Here is a 21,979-nt window from a genome sequence, read left to right on the forward strand (position 1 = left end):
CGGCACGTGCTGACCGTCGACTTCGGCCTGCTGCCCGTCGGGCCCGGCATGCGAGTTCTCGACCTGGGCTGCGGCGGCGGACGGCACGCGTTCGAGGTGCTGCGCCGGGGCGCCGACGTGGTGGCCTTCGACATGGACGCCACGGAGCTGAAGGACGTGGCGGACATGTTCGCCGCGATGGACGACGCCGGCGAGGTCCCCCGGGGCGCCATGGCCGAGACCGTGACCGGCGACGCGCTGAGCATGCCGTTCGAGGACGCGAGCTTCGACCGGGTGATCGCGGCCGAGGTGCTGGAGCACATCCCCGACGACATGGCCGCGATGCGGGAGATCTTCCGGGTGCTCAAGCCCGGCGGCCTGGCGGCGGTCACGGTGCCGAGCTTCCTGCCGGAGCGGATCTGCTGGGCGCTGGACGAGGCGTACCACACGGCCCCCGGGGGGCACGTCCGCATCTACACGCTGGCCGAGCTGAGCGCGAAGCTGAAGTCCGCCGGCATGAGGGTCGGCCCGCACCATCACGCCCACGGCCTGCACGCGCCGTACTGGTGGATCAAGTGCGCGGTCGGCGTCGGTAACGACGACCACCCGCTGGCCAAGGCCTACCACGAGCTCCTGGTCTGGGACATCATGAGGCGCCCGGCCGTCACCCGGATCGCCGAGGCGGTGCTGAACCCGCTCATCGGCAAGAGCGTGGTGCTCTACGCCCGGAAACCCGAGGACCGGTGAACGAGGATCGCGGGAACGGGACGTCCCGCGCGGCGGACGAGGAGCGGTGAGCGACCGGTGAGGTGGGAACAGGTCGTCCAGACCGCCCGGAGCATCGCGGCCGTACAGGAGCCGGACGGGGGCGTCCCGTGGCCCGAGGGGCACGTGGACACGTGGAACCACGTCGAGTGCCTGATGGCGATGGGTGTGGCCGGGCTCACCGGACCGGTCCGCAGGGGCTACGACTGGCTGGCCCGCACGCAGCGGGCCGACGGCGCCTGGCCGATGAGGCTGGTCGGCGGCCAGGCCGCCGAACGCAACGGGGAGTCCAACCACGCCGCCTACGTCGCGGTCGGGGTCTGGCACGAACTGCTGGTCACCGGCGACGTCGGCTTCGCCCGCGAGATGTGGCCGGTGGTCCGGTCCGCGCTGGACTTCGTGGTCGGGCTGCAGACCACCCGCGGCGAGATCGTCTGGGAGCGCACCGCGGACGGCAGGCCCGCCGAGTACGCCCTGCTGACCGGCTGCGCCTCCATCCACCAGGGGCTGCGGAGCGGCGTGCTGCTCGGTGAGCGCCTGGGCGACCCGCAGCCCGACTGGGAGGTCGCGGCCGACCGGCTCGGCCACGTGGTCGCCGCCCACCCGGAGGCGTTCGCCGACAAGAGCCGCTTCTCCATGGACTGGTACTACCCCGTCCTGGGCGGCGCGGTGCGCGGCCCGGCCGCCCTGGCCCGGCTGGCCGGGGAGTGGGACACCTTCACCGAACCCGGCCTGGGCATCCGCTGCGTCTCCGACCAGCCGTGGGTGACCGGCGCCGAGTCGTGCGAGCTGGCGCTCGCGCTGGACGCCGCAGGAGACCGGGAGCGGGCGCTGAGACTCTTCGCCGACATGCAGCACCTCAGGCACGAGGACGGCTCCTACTGGACCGGCTGGCAGTGCGTGAACGAGAAGTGGTTCCCGCACGAGCGTTCCGCCTACACCGCCGCCGCCGTCGTGCTCGCCGCCGACGCGCTGTACGGCCACACCCCGGCCTCGGGCCTCTTCCGGGACGCGGGCGCGTACGTGGCCGACCGTCCGACCGCCGGCTGCGGCTGTAGCCACACCCGTTCACGGGCCTGATCCCCCGGGGCCTCTGCGGTTTCTTTGCCAGGGATCCGGAACGCGGTACTTGAAGGGCCGGATACGGCTCACTACGTTCAGCCTGTGAGCGATGCGGAGGGCACCGGAACAGTAGCTCGGAGTGACGGAGGCGAGAGGGTGTCCGTCGCGGCGGACCCCGCCGAGACACCCGCCGAGACACCCGTTGGGACAGCCGCCGAGACACGGAGGATCCCCGCCGCCGAACAGATCGCCGACATGCCGGGCGCCCCTCCCCCCGAGGGTTTTCCCGGCACGGCGCACCCCCCTCCCCCCGAGAGCGCCCCCGGCACGGCGGACGCCTCCCACCCCGAACCCGAGTCCGCCCCCGAACAGGCGCCCGGCGGCACACCGGGGCCGGTCGTCCCTCGGCCCCACGACCCGGCGGAGCTGAGGCTGACCAGGCCGCGCGGCCTGACCGGCCTGCTCTGGCAGGACCTCGCCCAGGTCGGCCTCGGGCCGCGCCGGTTCCGGCTGGGCCCGGCCCGCGCACGGCTGGAGACCGCGGGACAGGCGTGCATGGCCGGCTACAACGCGGTGATCGCGGGTGAGGCCGAGCGGATCGACGATCTTCACGAGGAGCTGCGCGGGTTCGCCTACGAGGGGGCGGGCATGGCCTGCGCGACCCTGGACGTGCTCACCGTCACCGGTGGGCGGCGGCTGAGAAACCTGCTCAGCGGGCAGGGCATGCGCTATCCGCACCTGATCCACCTGGGCACCGGCTGGGCGTACGCCCGGCTGCGCATGCGGCCGATGTGGGGCATCCGCTCGGTCCACCCGCTGCTGCGCTGGCTGGCCTTCGACGGCTTCGGCTTCCACCGGGGCTTCTTCGCCGCCGACCGCACGGTGGGGCGGCAGCGCACGGTCGGCCTGCTGGACCGGACCCGGCGGGCGATCTTCGACCAGGGGGTGGGCCGGATGCTCTGGTTCCACGAGTGCGCGAACGTCGAGGACGTCATCCTGCGCATCGCCGAGTTCCCGGCGGGGCGCCGCGCCGACCTGTGGAGCGGCGTCGGCCTGGCCGCCGTGTACACCGGCGGCGCGGGCGTCCCGGAGCTGGAGCGGCTGAGCGCGGCGGCGGCCGAGGACGGCTTCCGCGCCCACCTCGTACAGGGGGGCGCCTTCGCCTGCGCCTCCCGGCTGATCTCCGGGATCGTGCCCGAGCACACGGTGACGGCGGCGCCCGCGCTCTGCGGGGTGGAAGTGGACGAGGCCGGCCACTGGACCGACACGGCGCTCATCGCCCTGGGCCACAACGCCCACAGCGGCGACCACTACCAGACCTGGCGGGCGGGGATCAGAAAGACCTGGGCACGGCGGAACCGCGATTCATGACCACAGCTCAAAGGAGCGGTGAAAGCGATGTCAGGGGTTCGCAAGCACGCGGCGGGAGCTCTCGCCCTGGTGGCGGCCACCGCCGGATGGTGGCTGACCGCACCGTCCGGTCCCCCCGCGACCGCCGACCAGATCACCGGCTTCTCCTTCGTCGCCGACCCGCTCGGCCCCGCGGGCAGGCCGGGTGACAGGCGGCTGCGGCCGGTGGCGCCCGGCTACGAGAACATCCGGGCCTGGATCTCGTCGACGGGCGCGGGGGTCGCGCTGTTCGACGCCGACAACGAGGTCGTCTCCGACGACGTCTGCCTGGTGGACCCGCGCCGGGACACGGTGACCGTCGGCCCCGCGCCGGGAACGCCCCGGAGTTACCGGCCCTTCACCCTGGCCGCGCCGGGGCGCGGGCCGTACCAGGCCCCGATGGGCTGCCTGCCCGCGGACCTCGACCAGGACGGCTGGCAGGACCTGGTCGTCTACTACTGGGGTCGCTCCCCCTCACTGTTCCTGCGCGTCCCGGGGGTGCCGCTCTCCGGCGCCGCCTTCCGCCACCGCGACCTGACCCCGGCACCGGAGGTCTGGAACACCGGCGCGGCCACGGCCGGTGACTTCGACGGCGACGGCCGCCTCGACCTGGTCTTCGGCAACTACTTCCCGGACGGCGTCAGAGTGCTGGACGACACCGGCGACCACGGCGACGCCGTCATGCCCGGCTCGATGTCCAACGCCGGCGACGGCGGCCCCGACCGGCTGTACCTCGCGACGGGACCGGCCGCCTTCGCCGAGGCCGAGGGGGTGTTCGACGAGGTGGGTGGCACCGGCTGGACGCTGGCACTGGGCGCCCAGGACCTGGACGGCGACGGAAGACCGGAGCTGTATGTGGCCAACGACTTCGGCCCCGACCGGCTGCTGGTCAACGAGTCGACGCCCGGCAGGGCCGCCTTCCGGGAGGCGCGGGGCACCCGGCACCCGACCACCCCCAGGTCCAACGTGGTCGGCGCGGACTCGTTCAAGAGCAGAGGGGTCGCCTTCACCGACCTCAACGCCGACGGCACGCCGGACATCCTGGTCAGCAACACCACCGAGGAGTACGGGCTGCACGAGGGCAACTTCGCCTTCCTCTCCCTGCCCGGTGGACTGCACGAGGGCCACGCGCCCTACGACGACCACGGCGAGGAGCTGGGGCTGAGCCGTACCGGCTGGTCGTGGGATGTCAAGGCGGCCGACTTCGACAACGACGGCAGCGACGAGATCATGCACGCGACCGGGTTCGTCCGGGGTGAGGTCGACCGGTGGGCGCAACTACACGAGGCCGCGGCCTCCAACGACCTGGCCCTCTCCAACCCGGCGCTCTGGCCGAACATCAGAGCCGGGGACGACCTGTCGGGCCACGACGTCGACAGCTTTTTCACCAGGGGGACGGACGGCCGCTATCTGGACGTGGCCCGGCGGGCCGGGGTCGGTGACGACACGGTCAGCCGGGCCTTCGCCGTCGGTGACGTGGACGACGACGGACGGCTGGACTTCGCGGTCGCCAACCAGTGGGCCGGGTCGGCGCTCTACCGCAACCACGGGGTCACCGCCCCCTTCGTGGGCCTGCGACTGCGACTGCCCGCCGGCACCTGTCACGCGGCCGGTCTGATGTGGCTCGCACCGGCCCGTACCGCGCCGGCGCCCGCCGGCCTGAGCCGTCCCGCACCGACCAGACCCGCCATCGGGGCCGTCGCCAGAGTGCGCGTGGCCGGCGGGGTCACGCTCGCCCGGCAGCTCTACCCGGCCAACGGGCACAACGGCGTCTCCGCGCCGGAACTGCTGTTCGGCCTGGGCGGCGGCGCGGGGAGCGGGCCGTTCCCCGTGGAGGTGTCCTGGCGGGACGCCTGCGGCGTCCCGCGCACCGCGTCACTGTCGGTGGAACCCGGCTGGCATCAGATCCTGCTGGCCGACGGAGACGCTTCGGAGGTGGAGCGGCCGTGACCCCCGCGCAGAGGCGGAGCAGGGCGCTACGCCGGTTCGCCGGATCCCTCACCGCGACGACCGTCCTCGGGCACTGCCTGCTCGGCTTCGAGCAGGCCTACCTGGCCCCGCTCGTGGGCGTGGCCACCGGCGTGACCACCGAGCTGGTGCTGGAGACCGTGGAGGCGTGGGCGCGCGGGCGCCGAATCCGCTACCTGGGCAGGCGGGCGGGCCGGACGGTCGACTTCTTCCTGCCGTGCTCCATCGACGGCCTGCTCTGCGCGATGCTGCTGTACGGCGACGCCCACCTGGGGCCGGTCGCGCTGGCCGTCCTGATCGGTGTCGGCGGCAAGTACGTCTTCCGGGTCGGAATGCCCGGCAGGTCACGCGCCGGTGGCGGAGGCGTGCCCGGCGGGGCGTGTCCCGGCGAGGGCGTGCCCGGCAGGCACTACCTGAACCCGGTGGCCCTCGGCACCTGCACGGTGCTCCTGCTGTTCCCGTGGGTCGGCACGGCGCCGTCTTACCAGTTCACCGGACGGGTGTCGGGGCCGTTCGACGCGATCGTGCCGCTGGTCCTGCTGGTGCTGGGCACGACGGTGCACGCCAAGCTGACCGGGAGGCTGCCGCTGATCCTCGGCTGGACGGGCGGGTTCGTCCTTCAGGGGCTCGTCCGGGGCGCGCTGAGCGACATCTCGGTGATCAGCGCCCTGCTGCCCATGACCGGCGTGGCCTTCGTCCTGCACACCGTCTACGTGATCGCCGATCCCGGCACGACTCCCGTCGGGACCCGGAACCAGATCGGGTTCGGCCTGGCCACGGCGGCCGTCTACGGGCTGCTGGTCCAGTTCCACCTCGTCTACGGGCTGCTCTTCTCCCTGGTGATCGTCTGTGCCTGCCGGGGCGCCTACCTGGCCGCGCTGTCCCGCGTCCGCCCACCCGCCGTCCCCACGTCCATCCCCGTTCCCGCCCCCTCCCCCGCTCCCGCTCCCGCTCCCGCTCCCGGTCACGCCGACGTCCCGGCGGGTGTCCGGCGGTGAACCGTCCGAAGGCCCGAGTTCGAACACCTGAGGGGTGCGCCGAATGTCCGTCGCGATCGTGGGACTGGCCTGCGCCTATCCCGACGCCCCCGGCCCCGGGGCGCTGTGGGAGACGGTGTTGTGGCGGCGGCGGGCGTTCCGCCGCGTACCGGTCGAACGGCTGGATCCGGCGGGCCACCGTCTCCCCGGGGTTCCCGGCGTTCCCGGCGTTCCCCGCGTTCCCGGCCGGTCCGCCACCGGCCGGGTCCACGGCGGCCGCGCGGGCCTGATCGAAGGCTGGGAGCCCGGCCGGGCCGTCTTCGGACTCCCGGGCCTGGACTGTCACGTCGCCGACCCGGCCCACCGGCTGGCACTGGACATCGCCTCCCGCGCCCTGGCCGACGCCGGATTCCCCCGCGGGGAGGGACTCGACCGGGACCGGGTCACGGTGATCATCGGAAGTACGGGGGCCGGCACGATCGCCGGGGGCGTCTGCGCCCACTTCGGTCTGCGCGGCGGCGGGTACGCGGTGGACGGCGCGTGCGCCTCGTCCCTGCTGGCGGTGATCACCGCCGGTCACTCGCTGCTGGACGGGAGCGCGGACTTCGCCCTGGCCGGAGGGGTCGACCTCAGCCTCGCCCCCTTCGCTCCGGCCGGCCCCGCCGGATCGGGCGCCCCCTCCGGGGAGCGGATGTGGATCTACGACACCCGCTCGGACGGCCACTGGCCGGGCGAGGGCTGCGGGGTCGTCGCACTGGCACGCACCGCCGACGCCCGCGCCGCCGGGACGCGGATCTATGCCGAGATCTCCGGATGGGGGGTGTCCTCCGGCGGTGCCGCCTGCCCCGAGTCCGACGGCCTGCTGCTGGCCCTGCGCCGCGCCTACGCCCGCGCCGGGATCCCCCCGGCCGGGGTCGCCCTGTTCGAGGGGGGCGGGACCGGCACCGCCGCCGGTGACACCGCCGAACTCGCCGCCCTCACCGCCCTCCTGTCAGGTTCGGTACGGCAGGCCGCGCTGGGCTCCGTCAGCGCCAACATCGGGCACACCGGAGCGGCGGCCGGGATCGCGGGCGTGATCAAGGCCGCGCTGAGCGTCGCGCACGGCGTCGTGCCGCCGACCACCGGCTGCGGATCCCCGCACCCCCTGCTGACCGCCCCCGGCACCCCACTCCGGGTACCGGCCTCCGCCGAACCGTGGCCTGACGGTCCCCGCCACGCGGGGGTGAGCGCCATGGGCTTCGGCGGCGTCAACGCCCACCTCGTCCTCACCGCCCCGCCCTCCTCCCCCGCGACCCCGCACAGCGCGCCCCCCGCGGGGGCGGTGACCGAGCGGCCGTCACGGGACGAGCCATTGGTGTTCGGCTTCTCCGCCGAAAGCGCGCGAGCCCTGCGGCCGGTGCTGGAACGGGTCGCCGACCAGGCGGTGCGCTGGTCGGAAGCGGAACTGTGCGACCTCGCGCACGCGCTGGGAACCGCCCCCGCCGGGCGAGTGCGGGTGGCGATCGTGGCGGAGTCGGCGGAACGGCTCGCCGAACGCGCGCGGCTCGCGCTGGACCGGCTGGAAACCCCGGACTCCGGCCGCCCGATGGAAGCCCCTGACTTCGACCGGCCGGTGGAGAGACGGGAACCCCATCGACCGGAGACGCCGCCGGGGATCCACTTCGGGCCGGATGCGATGCCCGGCCTCGCCGCCCTGTACCACGACCATCCGGCCAGGCCCATGGACATCTGGCGCGACCGCGTCTTCATCCCCGGCGCCCTTCTCCCGGCCCCCTGCCCGCCCACACCGAACCCGTGCCCACCGAACCCGTCCGTCCCGTACCCGTTCCCCGCGAACCCGTCCCTCGTGGGCTCGCTCGTTCCGAACGGCTCGCCGTACTCCGGGATCGGCCGTCGTCCCCTCGTCGGCACCGGCACCTCGGCGGGAGACCGGACAGGCGCCGTCGAACCGGTGGCCGGGGTGGCGCGCTGGGTGCGATGCTTCACGGAGGATCCGGAGGCCGCCACCCAACCGGCGGATGGCGTGGAGACGCCCACCAGGCGGATCGTGATCGACGACCCGCTACGGCCGGGAGCGGTCGGGGAACTGCTCTCCGCGGTCCGCGAGGCGGTCGCGGACCGTGAGGGGCTGGCCGTGGTCTGCGGCTCCGACGCCCTGACCGGGTTCCTGGCGACGCTGCGCCTGGAGCACCCCGACCTCGACTTCGGCCCCGGCCGGCCGGACGCGAGAACCGCGCTCCTCCTTGAGGAGGAGGGACCGCTGCCGGTCGGCACGGCGGACGTGGTGCTGGTCAGCGGGGGCGGCGCGGGGATCGGGCTCGCCTGCGCCGTGGCGCTGGCCAAGGAGAGCGGTTGCGCGCTGGCCCTGCTCGGGCGGGACACCCCGGACCGCGACGCGTGGCCGTCGGCCGACCTGGCGGAGCCGGCCGTCAAGGGGATCCGGCACGTCTGCGTGACCGCCGAGGTGGGCGACGCCGCGCAGGTGGCGCGGGCCGTACGAGAGGTGGAGGTCACGCTGGGGCCGATCACCATGCTGATCCACGTGACGGGCGTCAACCGGCCGGGCCGGTTCGCCGACCTCACCGACGAGGACTTCGAACGCCACATCACGCCGGAACTGACCGGCCTCGGCAACCTGCTCACCGCGGCCGCCCCCGGCCGGGTGGTGACGTTCGGGTCGGTGGCCGGCCGGTACGGCCTGGCGGGCGAGAGCCGCCACGCGCTGGCCGGCGGGCTGACGCGGGAGCGGGCGCGGAGGATCGGCGGGCTGAACGTCGACTGGCCGGTCTGGGACGGAACCCCACCGGGCGCGACGGCCGTCGAGCCCCGGGAGGAGGTGGAGCTTTTCCTGCGGCTGCTGAGGACCGAGGGCCTGCCGCCGAGCGTTACCGTGCACGGCAGACCGCCCGGTCCCGCCGTCCCGTGTCCGGGTGGCGGGCGGTTCCTCGACGGGGTGCGGGTGCACGTCCCCGGGGTGGAACTGGTCGCCGACAGCGACCTGTCGCTCAAGACGGACGCCTATCTGGACGACCACCGGATCGACGGGCGGGCGGTGCTGCCCGCCGTGGTGGCCCTGGAGGCGATGGCCCAGGCCGCCGGGGCGCTGGCGGGCCGCCCGCTCGACGAGGCCGTGGAGATGACGTTCGACCGGCCGGTGGTCGTGCCCGACGAGGGCGGCACCACGATCCGGGTGTGCGCGCTCCGGCACACCCGGACGGTCGAGGTGGTGGTGCGCGGCGAGGAGACCGGGTTCCAGGCCGACCACTTCAGGGCGGTGTTCCCGGTGGACGCGGCCGACGAGACGCTGGCCGTACCGGAACTGACCCGCGACGGCGCCGAACCCCTGGACGCCGGTGACCTGTACGGCGCGCTCTGCTTCCAGACCGGGCGTTTCCAGCGTGTCCGGGAGCTCACGCTCGTCGAGGCGCGGGGGTGCCGGGGCGAGCTGCACGGCGACGATCCGGACGGCTGGTTCGACGGCAGGCCGGTGCTGGGCAGTCCGGGCCTGAGCGACGCCACGATCCACGCCCTCCAGGCGTGCGTGCCGCACCGGCGGCTGCTGCCGGTCGGCGGCGAGCGGCTGGTGGTGCGGCCGTCTCAGGGGGATGTGCGGCTGCACGCCACCGAGCGCCACCACGGCGGGGGCGAGTACGTCTGGGACGTCACCGCCACCGACGTGCGCGGGCGGCTGGTGGCCGCGTGGACCGGGCTGCGGCTGAAGGACGTCGGCCCGCTCCCCCGGCGTGACCCGTGGCCGCCGAGCCTGCTGGCCGTCTACCTCCAGCGGGCCTCGGTCGCCGCCGGCCTCGACCCGGCGCTGCGGGTGACCATGGACGGCGGGACGTTCCGCAGCCCCCTGGGTGAGCTGGTGCTCGGGGTGGACGAGCCCGCGTGCTGCGCCTGGGAGCGGGTGGACGAGGCGGGGGAGGCGCCGACGCCCCTGTCGGAGGCACCCCTCCCGGAGGCACCCCTCCCGGAGGCGCCGCCCACCGAACCGCTCACCGGGCCGTGCGCCGCGCTGCTCGCCGTGCTGCTGCCGTACTGCGGGGAACCCGAGCGGACCGTGGCCGCCCGGATCAGGACGGCCGCCGGATGCCTGTCCGGCGCGGGTCGCCCGGCCGCCGTGCCGCTCACCCTCGTGGGAGGGCACGAGGGCGGCTGGCTGCTGCTGCGGGCAGGCGGCGACCTGATCGCCTCGGCGGTGCTGCGGGTCAGGGACGTACCGGGACCGGTGGCGGTGTCGATCATGACCCCGGCCCCCCGGTGAGCGACCCACGGACCCTTCTCCGTGAGCGGCCCACGGACCCTCGGCGAGCGCCCCCGACCCCTCGGCGAGAACCCACGGCCCCTCCGTGAACGACCGGCGGGCCGGTCAGCCCGTGCCGGGGCCGACCCGTTCCAGCACCCGCACCGACCCCTCACTCCTGACCTCCCTGAACGCGCCGGAGGCGAGCGCCCGCCGATAGACGTGGTAGGGCGCCTGTCCTTCTCCCGAGGCCGGGTCGGGGTGGACGTCGTGGAAGACGAGCACACCGCCCTCGATGACGTGTGGGGCCCACCCCTCGTAGTCCTTGGTCACCGGGCCCTCCGCGTGGCCTCCGTCGATGAAGAGCATCGCCAGCGGGGTGTTCCAGAAAGCGGCGACCCGCTCCGACCTGCCGACGATCGCGACGACCTCCTCTTCGAGACCGGCGGCGGCGATCGTGCAGCGGAAGGTGGGCAGCGAGTCCATCTTGCCGAAACGGGGATCCATCAGTGTGGGGTCGTGGTGGGCCCACCCCGGCTGGATCTCCTCCGAGCCCCGGTGGTGGTCCACGGTGAAGACGACGGAACCGGCCTGCCTGGCCCCCGCGCCGAGGTAGACGGCGGACTTCCCGCAGTAGGTGCCGATCTCGCAGATCGGCCCGAGCGTGCCGTACTCGGCGGCCGTCTCGAAGAGGGCCAGCCCCTCGGCGTGGGGCATGAAACCCTTGGCGCGCCGGGCCGCGTACAGCAGATCGGCGGGCATGGTCGCGGTGCTCATCTGAGCAGACTACCCAGACCGAACAGCATTCCGGACGGCCCTTGCCCCCCCTTGTGGAACGTGTTCTACTTTGCACCGTGAAGCAGCGCGCCCGCATCGCGATGTCCGAGGACGAGATCATCACCTTCGTCGAGGGGTCATGGAAGCTCCAGCTCGGCACGGTCAACCCGGACGGGACACCGCATCTGGTGCCCATGTTCTACGGGCTGACAGCGGGAATGATGTCCTTTTGGACCTACGGCAAGGCGCGGAAGGCGCTCAACATCCGGCGGGACCCCCGGGTGAGCTGCCTCGTCGAGACCGGAGAGGAGTACTCCGAACTGCGCGGGGTCCTGGTGTACGGCGTCGCCCGGCGGATCGACGACCCCGCGGACGTCCTGGCCGTCGGCATGACCGTGGCCCGGCGGATGGCCGGAGCCCCCGGCACCGAGAGCCCCCCGGCAGAGTATGTCGCCCATACCGGCCGCAAGCGGGTCGCCTTCGTGGTGGAGCCCACCCGAGTGATCTCCTGGGATCACCGTAAGCTCACGACTCCCGCCTAGGAGGATCAATGAAAATCAAGGTCGATTACCTGGTCTGCGAGGCCAACGCGGTCTGCACCGGGCTCGCCCCCGAGGTCTTCGAGCTCGACGACGACGACCGGTTGCACGTGCTGCTCCCCGAGCCGCCGCCGGAGATGCTGGACCGTGTCCGGCACGCCGTGCGGTCCTGCCCCAAAGCCGCTCTCTCCCTTGAGGAGAGCTAGGAGGATCCCCCATGCGCGGTGCGCTTCTGCACGCCGTCGGCGACGACAAGCTCGACATCCGCGACGATCTCACCCTCACCCCGGTGGGTCCCGCGGACGTCCGCGTCAGGATAAGGGCGACCGGCGTCTGCCACTCCGACCTGTCGGTGATCGACGGCGTGCTGCCCATGCCGCTCCCGATCATCCCCGGCCACGAGGGCGCGGGCGAGGTCGTCGAGGTCGGCGGCCACGTGACCTCGGTCCAGCCCGGTGACCACGTCATCGTCAACTGGACCCCGGCCTGCGGCACCTGCCGGAACTGCCTGGTGAACCAGCCGTTCCTGTGCATGACCTACATGATGGACAGCTTCGTCAACGCCCGGTTCCGCTACGGCGGCGACACCCCGGCGTTCGGCATGGCCGGGTGTGGCACCTGGTGCGAGGAGATCGTCGTGCCCTGGCAGGGGGCGATCAAGGTTGATCCCGAGGTGCCCTTCGAGGCGGCGGCGCTGATCGGCTGCGGCATCACCACCGGCGTCGGCGCGGCGCTCAACACCGCCCGTGTCAGGCCCGGTTCGACCGTGGCGGTGGTCGGCAGCGGCGGCATCGGCCTGTCGGTGATCCAGGGCGCCCGGATCTCCGGCGCGACCACGATCCTGGCGATCGATCCGCTGGAGTCCAAGCACGAGCTGGCCAGGAAGGTCGGCGCCACCCACGCGGTCACCCCCGACGAGCTCATGGACGCCGTCGGCACGCTGACCGGCGGCCAGGGGTTCGACTACGGCTTCGAGGCCGTCGGCAAGTCCGCCGCCATCATGACGGCCTGGCGGGCGACCCGCCGAGGCGGCGACGTGATCGTGGTGGGCGCGGGCGCCATGGACGACATCGTGCCGCTGAGCGCCTTCAACCTGCTGTTCGAGGGCAAGAGGATCCTCAGCTCGCTGTACGGCGAGGCGGACGTCCGCCGGGACTTCCCGTTCCTCGCCGAGCTCTACAAGGCGGGCAGGCTCGATCTGGAAAGCATGATCAGCGCCCGCGTCAAGCTCTCCGACCTGAATGAGGCGGTGGCCGCGCTGCGGGGCGGCGAGGTACTGCGCCAGATCGTCGTTCTCGGCTGACGGTCAATCCGGTACGGCCCGCGCCCCCGCCACGAACGACAGACGCGGGCCGTACCGGCGCGCCCACCCCCCCACCGGGTAGGCGCGAGTCCACAGGGCGCCGGTTCCGGTCCCGGTGCTGTCCCGGTCACCGGGGCCGCCGGCCCGCGGTTTCCGCGGGCCGAAGGCGTCGGACACGACGCGACGCCAGCACTCGGCCCGCTCCCCACGGAGGCCGGCCGTACTGACGAGTGTGGGCGTGGCGCTCTCTTCGGCTCCGAGAGAGATGACCCCAGCTTTGCCCCCTCTCCGGGCCGGGGGGCAATCCCATTCGCATCCAACATCACGTTATGCCCGCCACTCGGCGCGCCATGACAAAAAACGGCGCGCGCCGTCAAAGGCGAAATCGTGTCCTGCCGGTATGCGCGATCCGGATCGGGGCACGCTCTCAGGCGTGCGCGGCTCGCACGATCGCCTGAGCGCCCTCCGAGGCCGTGCCCGGCGCCGGTGATGACCGCCACCCCGCCGTCAAATCGCAACTCCGACATCCACCCCCTCCCAGGAGAACATAGTTCTGTTTTGAACAATAGCCGGCTCATCGCCTATCGGCGATAAATGTTCATTTCCTTCCAGTCATGAAGGGGTGGCGACAGAATGTCGAATTCAACGCGGATAGTGATCGAGTGTATGAATTTCTGCTAAAGTTTTTGCCCTTACCGGGCGCGGGTCAACGACGACACTCCTCCTGTCGCGACCCCGCCCAAGATCCGGGCTGGAGGCCCCGCATGCCCTCACCGCCGCCCCTCCGTGTGGTCCAATGGGCCACGGGCGCCGTTGGCCGGTACTCGCTGCGCAATCTGATCACCCGGCCCGAGTTCGAGCTCGTCGGAGTGCTCGTCTACGACCCGGACAAGGTGGGCCTGGACGCGGGCCCCCTCATCGGGTTGGCCGAGACCGGGGTCACGTGCACCGACGACGTCGAGCGGATCCTCGCCCTGCGGGCCGACTGCGTGCTGCACATGCCGCTGCCGGCGTCCTACTTCGGCGGGGACCACGCGACGGACGTGGAGACGATCTGCGCCCTGCTCGCCTCGGGCAAGAACGTCATCACCACGACCGGGTTCGTCTATCCCCAGTCCTACGGGCCCGGCATCGTGGAACGCCTGGAGGCCGCCTGCCGGACCGGAGGCACGTCTCTGCACGGCACCGGCATCAACCCCGGTTTCATGAGCGACATGCTCCCGCTCGCGCTGACCGGGCTGTCCAGCCGGATCGACCACATCTACGTCCGCGAGTCGTCCGACTTCCGGGGGCACCCGTCCCGGCAGATCGTGGTGGACCTGTTCGGTTTCACCCGCTCGGCCAAGGACTACACCACCACCGTGCGCCCGTTCCGCGCCTTCCAGCGCTCGCTGTTCACCGAGAGCGTCCAGTTCGTGGCGGGCACCCTCGACGTGACCCTCGACGAGGTCGAGGAGAGCGACGAGTTCGAACTCGCCTCCGAGGAGTTCGAGATCGCCGCGGGCCTGGTCCAGGTCGGCACCGTGTGCGCGTCCCGCTGGACGTTCAGCGGCCTGGTCCGCGGACGTCCCTTCATGACCGTGGAGTGCGTCTACAAGGCCGACGCCACCAAGGTGACCCGCTGGCCCGCCCCGGGTTTCGCCATCCACATCGAGGGCCTCCCCCAGATGACACTCACCGTCGACGAGGTCTCCCACGGCCTGGCCGGTGCCGCCGCCCACGCCGTCAACGCGGTGTCCGCGGTCTGCGCCGCCCCGCCGGGCATCCGCACCCTGCTCGACCTCCCCCTCGCCACCGGCCGGGGCACCGTCCGTCTCGCCTGACGGTGCCCGTCCGATCAGGCGTGCGGGGTGAAGCGGCCGAAACGGCCCTGATGGTAGAGGAGCGGGCGGCTGCCGGAGATGTGGCTGGTCTCGGTGACGAGGCCGACGACGAGGACGTGGTCGCCTATGTCCACGGTGGAGTGGGGGACGCAGACCAGCTGGGCCGAGACTCCGCCCAGGAGCGGAACGCCCAGGGGGCCGGGCCGCCACTCGGTGGGGGCGGCGAACCGGTCGACGCCCTTGCGCGCGAACCGGGAGGCCAGCTCGGCCTGGTCGCCGGCCAGGACGTTCACCGCGAAGTGCTCGGCCCGCCTGAGCCACCGCCAGGTGGCCGAGGACTGGTCCACGTAGAAGGAGACCAGCGGGGGCGCGAGGCTGACCGAGGAGAACGAGGTGGCCGTCAGGCCGACCGGGACCCCCGCCGACTGCGCGGTGATCACCACGACTCCGGACGCGTGAACGGCCAGCGCCTGGCGGAAGCGCTCGGCGTCGACCGCCCCGCCCGGCAGGGTCTCGGTCATGACTCCTCACTTCTCCTCTCTCACCCGACCTGCCCGGCAAAACCCGCTTATGGTCGGCAACCCATTCATAACGCCTTCTCTTCCCGATCTCTCGCCGGGGCTGCCACCGTGACCGCGCACCCCACCCCGGCGCGGCCCCGAGCCGCCCGGCTCCGTGACCGGTCCCCGGAACCCGTACACGGCCTAGACTGAAATCCGTGATTGAGGACATCCGGGTGGACCCCGCGGTCCGGGCGCTCAGACCGGACTTCGCGGTGCTGGTCATGGGCGTGTACGGCCTGCGCAACGGCCCCACGGACGACAGGTCCCGGGCCTGGCTGGCCGAGGCCGCCGCCGAGGCGGTGACCGCCGACGATCCCAGGGTGGAGGCGTGGCGGGCCGCGTACCGGGCCTTCGGCGCCAAACCCCAGCGGACCCGCCCCTCGGTGGACGCGCTGGTCCGGCGGATGCCGCTGCCGGAGATCAACCTGGTGGTCGACGCCTACAACTCGATCAGCGTCAGGCACGGGCTGCCGATCGGCGGCGAGGACCTGGCCCGCTACGAGGGGGCGGCGAGGCTGGTCCGCGCCGAGGGGGACGAGCCGTTCGAGGTCGTCGAGAGAGGTGAGCCCGCCGTCGACCATCCGGAGATCGGCGAGGTGGTCTGGCGGGACGACAGGGGCGTCACCTGCCGGCGCTGGAACTGGCGGCAGTGCGCGCGGACCCGGATCACCGAGGAGACCACCGACGCGCTGTTCCTGCTGGAGCGGCTCGCCCCCCTGTCACCGGCCGAGTTGCGCGCGGCCGGCGACGAGCTGGCCGGGCTGCTCGGGGACGTCACCCCCGGAGTCCGGGTCGAGTCCAGGCTGATCGCACATGAATGACCAGACCCGCACCACCCGGATGGACCCCCGGAAGTGACTGCTTTGAACTGTTCTGACAGGATCAGTAGAGGAGTCGGCGCCGGACTGGCGCAGGTCCGGGTCCGGGCGAGTAGCCTTGGACAGGTTCTCTATCATCAACGCCGATCTGCGGAAGAGGGCGATTTCCGCCGTGTCGTCTGAGTCGTCGCGGACAAACCCGCTGGCAGCCTTCGGTCAAAACGAATGGCTTGTCGACGAGCTGTATCAGAAGTACCTCCAGGATCCCGAGTCCGTGGACCGCGCCTGGTGGAACTTCTTCGCTGATTACAGCCCTGATTCCGGGGCCGGTCGAGCCGCGCCCCCGGGTGCGGCCACCGCCGCGCCCACCAATCCAACCTCCGCTGCGGCTCCGGTGACCCCGGCGGCCAAACCGGCAACCCCAACGCCGAAGCCCAAGGCCACTCCGGCGGACCGACCCAAGCAGGAGACGCAGTTGCCCGCCCCCGGTGCCGAGGAAGTCCGACTCCGTGGCGCGGCCGCCCGGACGGTGGCCAACATGGAGGCCAGCCTCCACGTTCCGACTGCGACGAGCGTGCGCGCCGTGCCGGCGAAGCTCCTCATCGACAACCGCATCGTCGTCAACAACCACCTGTCGCGAGGACGCGGCGGCAAGGTGTCCTTCACCCACCTGATCGGCTACGCGGTCATCAAGGCTCTCCGGGCGATGCCCGAGATGAACCACTCCTACGCCGAGGTCGACGGCAAGCCGGCGCTGGTCAAGCCGGAGCACGTCAACCTCGGCCTGGCCATCGACATCGCCAAGAGCGACGGCACCCGGCAGCTCCTGGTGCCGTCGATCAAGGCGTCGGAGTCCATGGACTTCCGCCAGTTCTGGATCGCGTACGAGGAGGTCGTGCGCAAGGCCAGGTCCGGCAAGCTGAGCGTGGACGACTTCGTGGGCACGACGATCTCGCTGACCAACCCGGGCACCATCGGCACCGTCCACTCGGTGCCGCGCCTGATGCCGGGGCAGGGCACGATCATCGGCGTCGGCGCGATGGAGTACCCCGCGGAGTACCAGGGCGCCTCCCCCGACACGCTCTCCCGCCTCGCGGTCAGCAAGGTCATGACGCTCACCAGCACGTATGACCACCGGATCATCCAGGGCGCCCAGTCGGGCGACTTCCTCCGGCAGATCCACCGGCTGCTCCTCGGCGAGAACGGCTTCTACGACGAGATCTTCGAGGCGCTCCGGATCCCGTACGAGCCGGTCCGCTGGGTCCAGGACATCTCGGCGACCCACGATGACGACGTGGCGAAGTCGGCCAGGGTCATAGAGCTGATCCACGCCTTCCGGGTCCGCGGCCACCTGATGGCCGACACCGACCCGCTGGAGTACCGGCAGCGCAAGCACCCCGACCTCGACATCAAGTCCCACGGGCTGACCCTGTGGGACCTGGAGCGCGAGTTCGCCACCGGCGGCTTCGGCGGCCGTCCCCTGATGAAGCTGCGCGACATCCTCGGTGTGCTGCGCGACTCCTACTGCCGCACCATCGGCGTGGAGTACATGCACATGCAAAACCCCGAGGAGCGGGCCTGGATCCAGGCCCGGGTCGAGCGTCCGCACGCCAAGCCCGACCGCGAGGAGCAGCTGCGCATCCTGGAGCGGCTCAACACCTCCGAGGCGTTCGAGACGTTCCTGCAGACGAAGTTCGTCGGCCAGAAGCGTTTCTCGCTGGAGGGCGGCGAGTCGCTGATACCGCTGCTCGACTCGGTGCTCTGCGCCGCCGCGGAGGACGACCTCGACGAGGCGGTCATCGGCATGGCCCACCGCGGCCGGCTGAACGTGCTGGCCAACATCGTGGGCAAGTCCTACGGCCAGATCTTCGGCGAGTTCGAGGGCAACATGGACCCGCGCAGCGCCCACGGCTCCGGCGACGTGAAGTACCACCTGGGCGCCAGCGGTGACTTCATCTCGGCGAACAACTCCAAGCTCAGGACCTCGGTCGTGGCCAACCCCTCCCACCTGGAGACGGTCGACCCCGTCCTGGAGGGCGTGGTCCGCGCCAAGCAGGACCTGCTGGAGCGCGGTGAGGAGGGCTTTACCGTCCTGCCCGTGCTCGTCCACGGCGACGCGGCCTTCGCGGGCCAGGGCGTGGTGGCCGAGACGCTGAACCTGTCGCAGCTGCGCGGCTACCGCACCGGCGGCACCGTGCACATCGTGGTCAACAACCAGGTCGGCTTCACGACGAGCCCGGCGAGCTCCCGCTCCAGTGTGTACGCCACCGACGTGGCCCGGATGATCCAGGCCCCGATCTTCCACGTCAACGGGGACGACCCCGAGGCCGTGGTCCGGGTCGGGCGGCTGGCGTTCGAGTACCGCCAGGCGTTCCGCAAGGACGTCGTGATCGACCTCATCTGCTACCGGCGCCGAGGTCACAACGAGAGCGACAACCCGAGCTTCACCCAGCCGCTGATGTACGACCTGATCGACGCCAAGCGGTCCACCCGCAAGCTCTACACCGAGGCGCTGATCGGCCGGGGCGACATCACGGTGGAGGAGGCCGAGGGCGCGCTCCGCGACTACCAGCGCAAGCTGGAGAACGCCTTCGCCGAGACCCGCGCGGCGACCAAGGCGACCGGCGAGCTCTCCCGGCCGGTCGACATGGAGGCCATCCCCTGGTCGCACGAGGACACCCCGACGGGTATCTCCGAGGAGACCGTCAAGCGGATCGTGGAGACCCAGCTCAACCTGCCGGAGGGCTTCACCGTCCACCCGCGTCTGCTGCCGGTGCTCCAGCGCCGCGGCCAGATGGTGTCCACGGACACCATCGACTGGAGCATGGGCGAGACCCTGGCCTTCGGCTCACTGCTGATGGACGGGCACCCCGTCCGCCTGGTCGGCCAGGACTCCCGGCGGGGCACGTTCGTCCAGCGGCACGCCGTACTCGTCGACCGCGTCACCGGCGAGGAGCACACCCCGCTGAAGGCGTTCAACGAGGGCACCACGAAGTTCTACGTCTACGACTCGCTGCTCAGCGAGTACGCCGCGCTCGGCTTCGAGTACGGCTACAGCGTGGAGCGTCCCGAGGCCCTGGTCGCGTGGGAGGCGCAGTTCGGCGACTTCGTCAACGGCGCCCAGTCCATCATCGACGAGTACATCACCGCGGGTGAGCAGAAGTGGGGCCAGCGCTCCGGCGTCACCCTGCTGCTGCCGCACGGCTACGAGGGTCAGGGCCCTGACCACTCCTCGGCCCGCATCGAGCGGTTCCTGCAGATGTGCGCTCAGGACAACATGACCGTGGCCCAGCCCACGCTGCCGGCGAACTACTTCCACCTGCTGCGCTGGCAGACGAAGTCGAACCGGCACCGGCCGCTGGTGGTGTTCACGCCCAAGTCGCTGCTGCGGCACAAGGCGGCCACCTCGGCGGTCGGCGAGTTCACCTCGGGGTCGTTCCGTCCGGTGCTCGGCGACACCACGGTGAACCCGGCGGAGGTCCGCAAGGTCGTGCTCTGCTCCGGCAAGATCTACTACGATCTGGCCGCCGCCCGGGACAAGCAGGGCCGGACCGATGTGGCGGTCGTCCGCCTGGAGCGGCTCTACCCGTTCCCGGCGAACCCGCTCGCGGCCGAGCTGGCGCGCTACGCCGGCGACGTGGAGCTGGTCTGGGCGCAGGACGAGCCGGTCAACATGGGGCCGTGGCCGTTCATCGCGCTGAAGCTGGCCGAGAAGCCCGACGCGTTCGGCGGACGTCCGATCAAGCGGGTCTCCCGCAAGGCGAACTCCTCCCCCGCGACGGGCTCGCACGCCGCGCACGAGGTGGAGTTGCAGCAGATGCTGGACGAGGTCTTCGGCCGGTAGGCGTCATCACTCCGGAAGTCCCCCGCGGAAAGCCTCTGTGGGGGACTTCCTTTTTATCCCGGGCCTTTCACACACGAGGAGAACGATGTACTTCACCGATCGGGGCATCGAGGAGCTCGTCGAGCGCCGGGGCCAGGAGGAGGTCAACATCCTCTGGCTGGCCGAGCGGCTCCGTGAGTTCGTCGACCTCAACCCCGACTTCGAGACGCCGGTGGAACGGCTGGCCACCTGGCTGGCCCGGCTGGACGAGGACGAATAAGCAAAACGCGATATATCTTGACCTTCACAAGCAACGCGACATATCGTGTTGCGGAGAAGGAGGTCACGAACATGCGGCAATGGATCATCGAGAAACCGCAGCAGCTCACCTTCGACGCGGTGCGGAAGCTCAACGTGCGGATCGTGGCGGGCAGGCTCGCGGTGCTGGCCGGCGATGGCCCGCCCACCCTTGAGGTCGCCGACGCCGGCAACCCTCCGCTGATCGTCACCCACGAGGACGACGGCACACTCACCGTCGCCTACAAGGACCTGACGTGGGAGGGGCTGCTCGGCTGGCTGCGCCCCGGCCGCAGGGAGATCACATTGACGCTGACCGTGCCGAAGGAGTGCGCCGTCAACGCGGGCGTGGTCTCGGCCTCGGCCGTCGTGGCCGGCTTCGAGGGCCGCACCTCGGTCAAGAGCGTCTCAGGAGAGATCGTGCTCGACGGGGTCGGCGGCGAGATCCACGCCGACACCGTCTCCGGCGACGTGGAGAGCCGGGGCCTGGTCGGCGACCTGTCCTTCAAGAGCATCTCGGGTGAGCTGACCGTGGCCCAGGGAACGCCCCGCCGGCTGCGCGCCACCACCGTCTCGGGCCGGATCACCGCCGACCTGGAGCTCCCGCCGACCGGCCACGTGACGATGAACAGCGTCTCCGGTGAGATCGTCCTCCGGCTGCCGCGCACCGTCGAGACCGACGTCACCATCCGCTCCACCTCCGGCAGGATCGACACCGCCTTCGGTGAGCTGAACCACACGAGCCAGCCCGGCATGAAGACGCTGACGGGCCGGATCGGCGGCGGCATGGCCTCACTGTCGGCGACCACCGTCTCGGCGGACGTCACCCTGTTGAGGGGAGAGCGGGCATGAGCCCGGTCTTCGGCCACGGGCGGCTCCGGCTCTACCTCCTGAAGCTGCTCCAGGAGAGCCCCCGCCACGGTTACGAGGTGATCCGGCTGCTTCAGGACCGGTTCCTGGGCGTCTACTCGCCCTCGCCCGGCACGATCTACCCCCGCCTGGCCCGGCTGGAGGAGGAGGGCCTGGTCACCCACGAGGTGGTGGACGGCAAGAAGGTCTTCACCCTCACCGACCAGGGCCGCGAGGAGCTGAACGCCCGGGTCGACGAACTCGCCGACCTGGAACAGGAGATCTCCGACTCCGTCCGCGACATCGCCCGCGAGGTCAAGGAGGATGTGCGCGACACGGTCAAGTCGCTGCGCGAGGAGCTGACCCAGATGGCGCGCGACGTGCGCCAGGGCGCCAAACAGGAACAGCGGCAGGCCAAGCAGGAACAGCGTGAGACCTGGCGCGAGCAGCGGGCCGAGTGGCAACGCCAGAAGGCGGAGTGGCAGCGGCAGACCCAGGAGTGGAAGCACGACTGGAAGCGCGTCTGGACCGACGGCTTCGCCGGCCACGGTTCGCCCGACAGCGGCGCCCGGCTCGGGCAGATGCTGGCCGAGTTCGTCGAGGAGGTCCGCGAGGAGGCGGCGGGCCGGCAGGTGACCGAGGAGACACTGGCCACCGCGCAGGACGCGCTCTACGACGCGACCCGCCGCATCCGGGACGCGCTCCGCTGACCCGCCCTCCGATATGGCCCGCGGGCACGACGGCCCGCGGGCACACCCGGCGCGGCACGTCAGGGGCGCGGCACGTCAGGGGCTCGACGCG

The 21,979-nt window shown here is 71.9% G+C and carries 17 protein-coding genes; 15 read left to right on the forward strand and 2 right to left on the reverse strand.

The window, feature by feature from the left end:
- The first annotated feature begins 6 nt into the window (after window positions 1–6).
- The 6 genes from ABZ194_RS11895 (at window position 7) to ABZ194_RS11920 (ending at window position 10,407) form a co-directional block, all read left to right on the forward strand.
- Window positions 7–726, forward strand: coding sequence for a methyltransferase domain-containing protein (locus ABZ194_RS11895; RefSeq protein ID WP_355595094.1), 720 nt, complete (start codon window positions 7–9; stop codon window positions 724–726).
- Window positions 727–783: 57 nt separating this feature from the next.
- Entirely contained in the window at window positions 784–1,824 is a 1,041-nt protein-coding gene (locus tag ABZ194_RS11900) for a prenyltransferase (protein ID WP_355595096.1), read from the forward strand.
- 138 nt (window positions 1,825–1,962) lie between these two features.
- On the forward strand, window positions 1,963–3,177 hold the full coding sequence (locus ABZ194_RS11905) for a DUF1702 family protein (protein ID WP_355595098.1): 1,215 nt from the start codon (window positions 1,963–1,965) through the stop codon (window positions 3,175–3,177).
- A 27-nt stretch (window positions 3,178–3,204) separates the two neighbouring features.
- Entirely contained in the window at window positions 3,205–5,145 is a 1,941-nt protein-coding gene (locus ABZ194_RS11910) for a VCBS repeat-containing protein (protein WP_355595100.1), read from the forward strand.
- Window positions 5,142–6,161: an enediyne biosynthesis protein UnbU gene (locus ABZ194_RS11915; RefSeq protein ID WP_355595102.1), complete on the forward strand. Its 1,020-nt coding sequence runs from the start codon at window positions 5,142–5,144 to the stop codon at window positions 6,159–6,161. The genes ABZ194_RS11910 and ABZ194_RS11915 overlap by 4 nt, the downstream gene beginning before the upstream one ends.
- 43 nt (window positions 6,162–6,204) lie before the next feature.
- Window positions 6,205–10,407 carry an SDR family NAD(P)-dependent oxidoreductase gene (locus ABZ194_RS11920; RefSeq protein ID WP_355595104.1) on the forward strand — a complete coding sequence of 1,401 codons (4,203 nt, stop codon included), beginning with the start codon at window positions 6,205–6,207 and terminating at the stop codon, window positions 10,405–10,407.
- Between the two features lie 105 nt (window positions 10,408–10,512).
- On the opposite strand, the gene ABZ194_RS11925 is transcribed toward ABZ194_RS11920, so the two are convergent.
- A complete protein-coding gene (locus tag ABZ194_RS11925) occupies window positions 10,513–11,163 on the reverse strand; it encodes a class I SAM-dependent methyltransferase (protein ID WP_355595106.1) in 651 nt (216 codons plus the stop codon).
- A 77-nt stretch (window positions 11,164–11,240) separates the two neighbouring features.
- Between ABZ194_RS11925 and ABZ194_RS11930 the strand changes: the two genes are divergently transcribed.
- The 4 genes from ABZ194_RS11930 (at window position 11,241) to ABZ194_RS11945 (ending at window position 14,828) form a co-directional block, all read left to right on the forward strand.
- Window positions 11,241–11,705, forward strand: coding sequence for a pyridoxamine 5'-phosphate oxidase family protein (locus tag ABZ194_RS11930; protein WP_355595108.1), 465 nt, complete (start codon window positions 11,241–11,243; stop codon window positions 11,703–11,705).
- A gap of 8 nt (window positions 11,706–11,713) precedes the next feature.
- A complete protein-coding gene (locus ABZ194_RS11935; protein WP_355595110.1) occupies window positions 11,714–11,908 on the forward strand; it encodes a ferredoxin in 195 nt (64 codons plus the stop codon).
- An 11-nt stretch (window positions 11,909–11,919) separates the two neighbouring features.
- On the forward strand, window positions 11,920–13,005 hold the full coding sequence (locus ABZ194_RS11940) for a Zn-dependent alcohol dehydrogenase (protein ID WP_355595112.1): 1,086 nt from the start codon (window positions 11,920–11,922) through the stop codon (window positions 13,003–13,005).
- A gap of 764 nt (window positions 13,006–13,769) precedes the next feature.
- On the forward strand, window positions 13,770–14,828 hold the full coding sequence (locus tag ABZ194_RS11945) for a dihydrodipicolinate reductase (RefSeq protein WP_355595114.1): 1,059 nt from the start codon (window positions 13,770–13,772) through the stop codon (window positions 14,826–14,828).
- 14 nt (window positions 14,829–14,842) lie between these two features.
- Here ABZ194_RS11945 and ABZ194_RS11950 read toward each other — a convergent pair whose 3' ends face one another.
- Window positions 14,843–15,349 carry a flavin reductase family protein gene (locus tag ABZ194_RS11950; protein WP_355595116.1) on the reverse strand — a complete coding sequence of 169 codons (507 nt, stop codon included), beginning with the start codon at window positions 15,347–15,349 and terminating at the stop codon, window positions 14,843–14,845.
- A gap of 197 nt (window positions 15,350–15,546) precedes the next feature.
- On the opposite strand from ABZ194_RS11950, the gene ABZ194_RS11955 reads away from it, so the two are divergent.
- The 5 genes from ABZ194_RS11955 to ABZ194_RS11975 all read left to right on the forward strand — a co-directional run bounded on the left by ABZ194_RS11955 (window position 15,547) and on the right by ABZ194_RS11975 (window position 21,888).
- Complete coding sequence (locus ABZ194_RS11955; protein WP_355595118.1) at window positions 15,547–16,212, forward strand: phenylalanine--tRNA ligase beta subunit-related protein; 666 nt, start codon at window positions 15,547–15,549, stop codon at window positions 16,210–16,212.
- 169 nt (window positions 16,213–16,381) lie between these two features.
- The gene (locus tag ABZ194_RS11960) at window positions 16,382–20,053 is read left to right on the forward strand and encodes a multifunctional oxoglutarate decarboxylase/oxoglutarate dehydrogenase thiamine pyrophosphate-binding subunit/dihydrolipoyllysine-residue succinyltransferase subunit (RefSeq protein WP_355595120.1); all 3,672 of its coding nucleotides are present in this window, start codon (window positions 16,382–16,384) and stop codon (window positions 20,051–20,053) included.
- A gap of 85 nt (window positions 20,054–20,138) precedes the next feature.
- On the forward strand, window positions 20,139–20,312 hold the full coding sequence (locus tag ABZ194_RS11965) for a DUF6104 family protein (protein ID WP_355595122.1): 174 nt from the start codon (window positions 20,139–20,141) through the stop codon (window positions 20,310–20,312).
- A 71-nt stretch (window positions 20,313–20,383) separates the two neighbouring features.
- Window positions 20,384–21,181: a DUF4097 family beta strand repeat-containing protein gene (locus tag ABZ194_RS11970; protein WP_355595124.1), complete on the forward strand. Its 798-nt coding sequence runs from the start codon at window positions 20,384–20,386 to the stop codon at window positions 21,179–21,181.
- Window positions 21,178–21,888 carry a helix-turn-helix transcriptional regulator gene (locus ABZ194_RS11975; protein ID WP_355595126.1) on the forward strand — a complete coding sequence of 237 codons (711 nt, stop codon included), beginning with the start codon at window positions 21,178–21,180 and terminating at the stop codon, window positions 21,886–21,888. The genes ABZ194_RS11970 and ABZ194_RS11975 overlap by 4 nt, the downstream gene beginning before the upstream one ends.
- Window positions 21,889–21,979 lie beyond the last annotated feature (91 nt).

It is taken from the genome of Streptosporangium sp. NPDC006007 (genome assembly GCF_040614315.1).
Taxonomy (GTDB): domain Bacteria; phylum Actinomycetota; class Actinomycetes; order Streptosporangiales; family Streptosporangiaceae; genus Streptosporangium.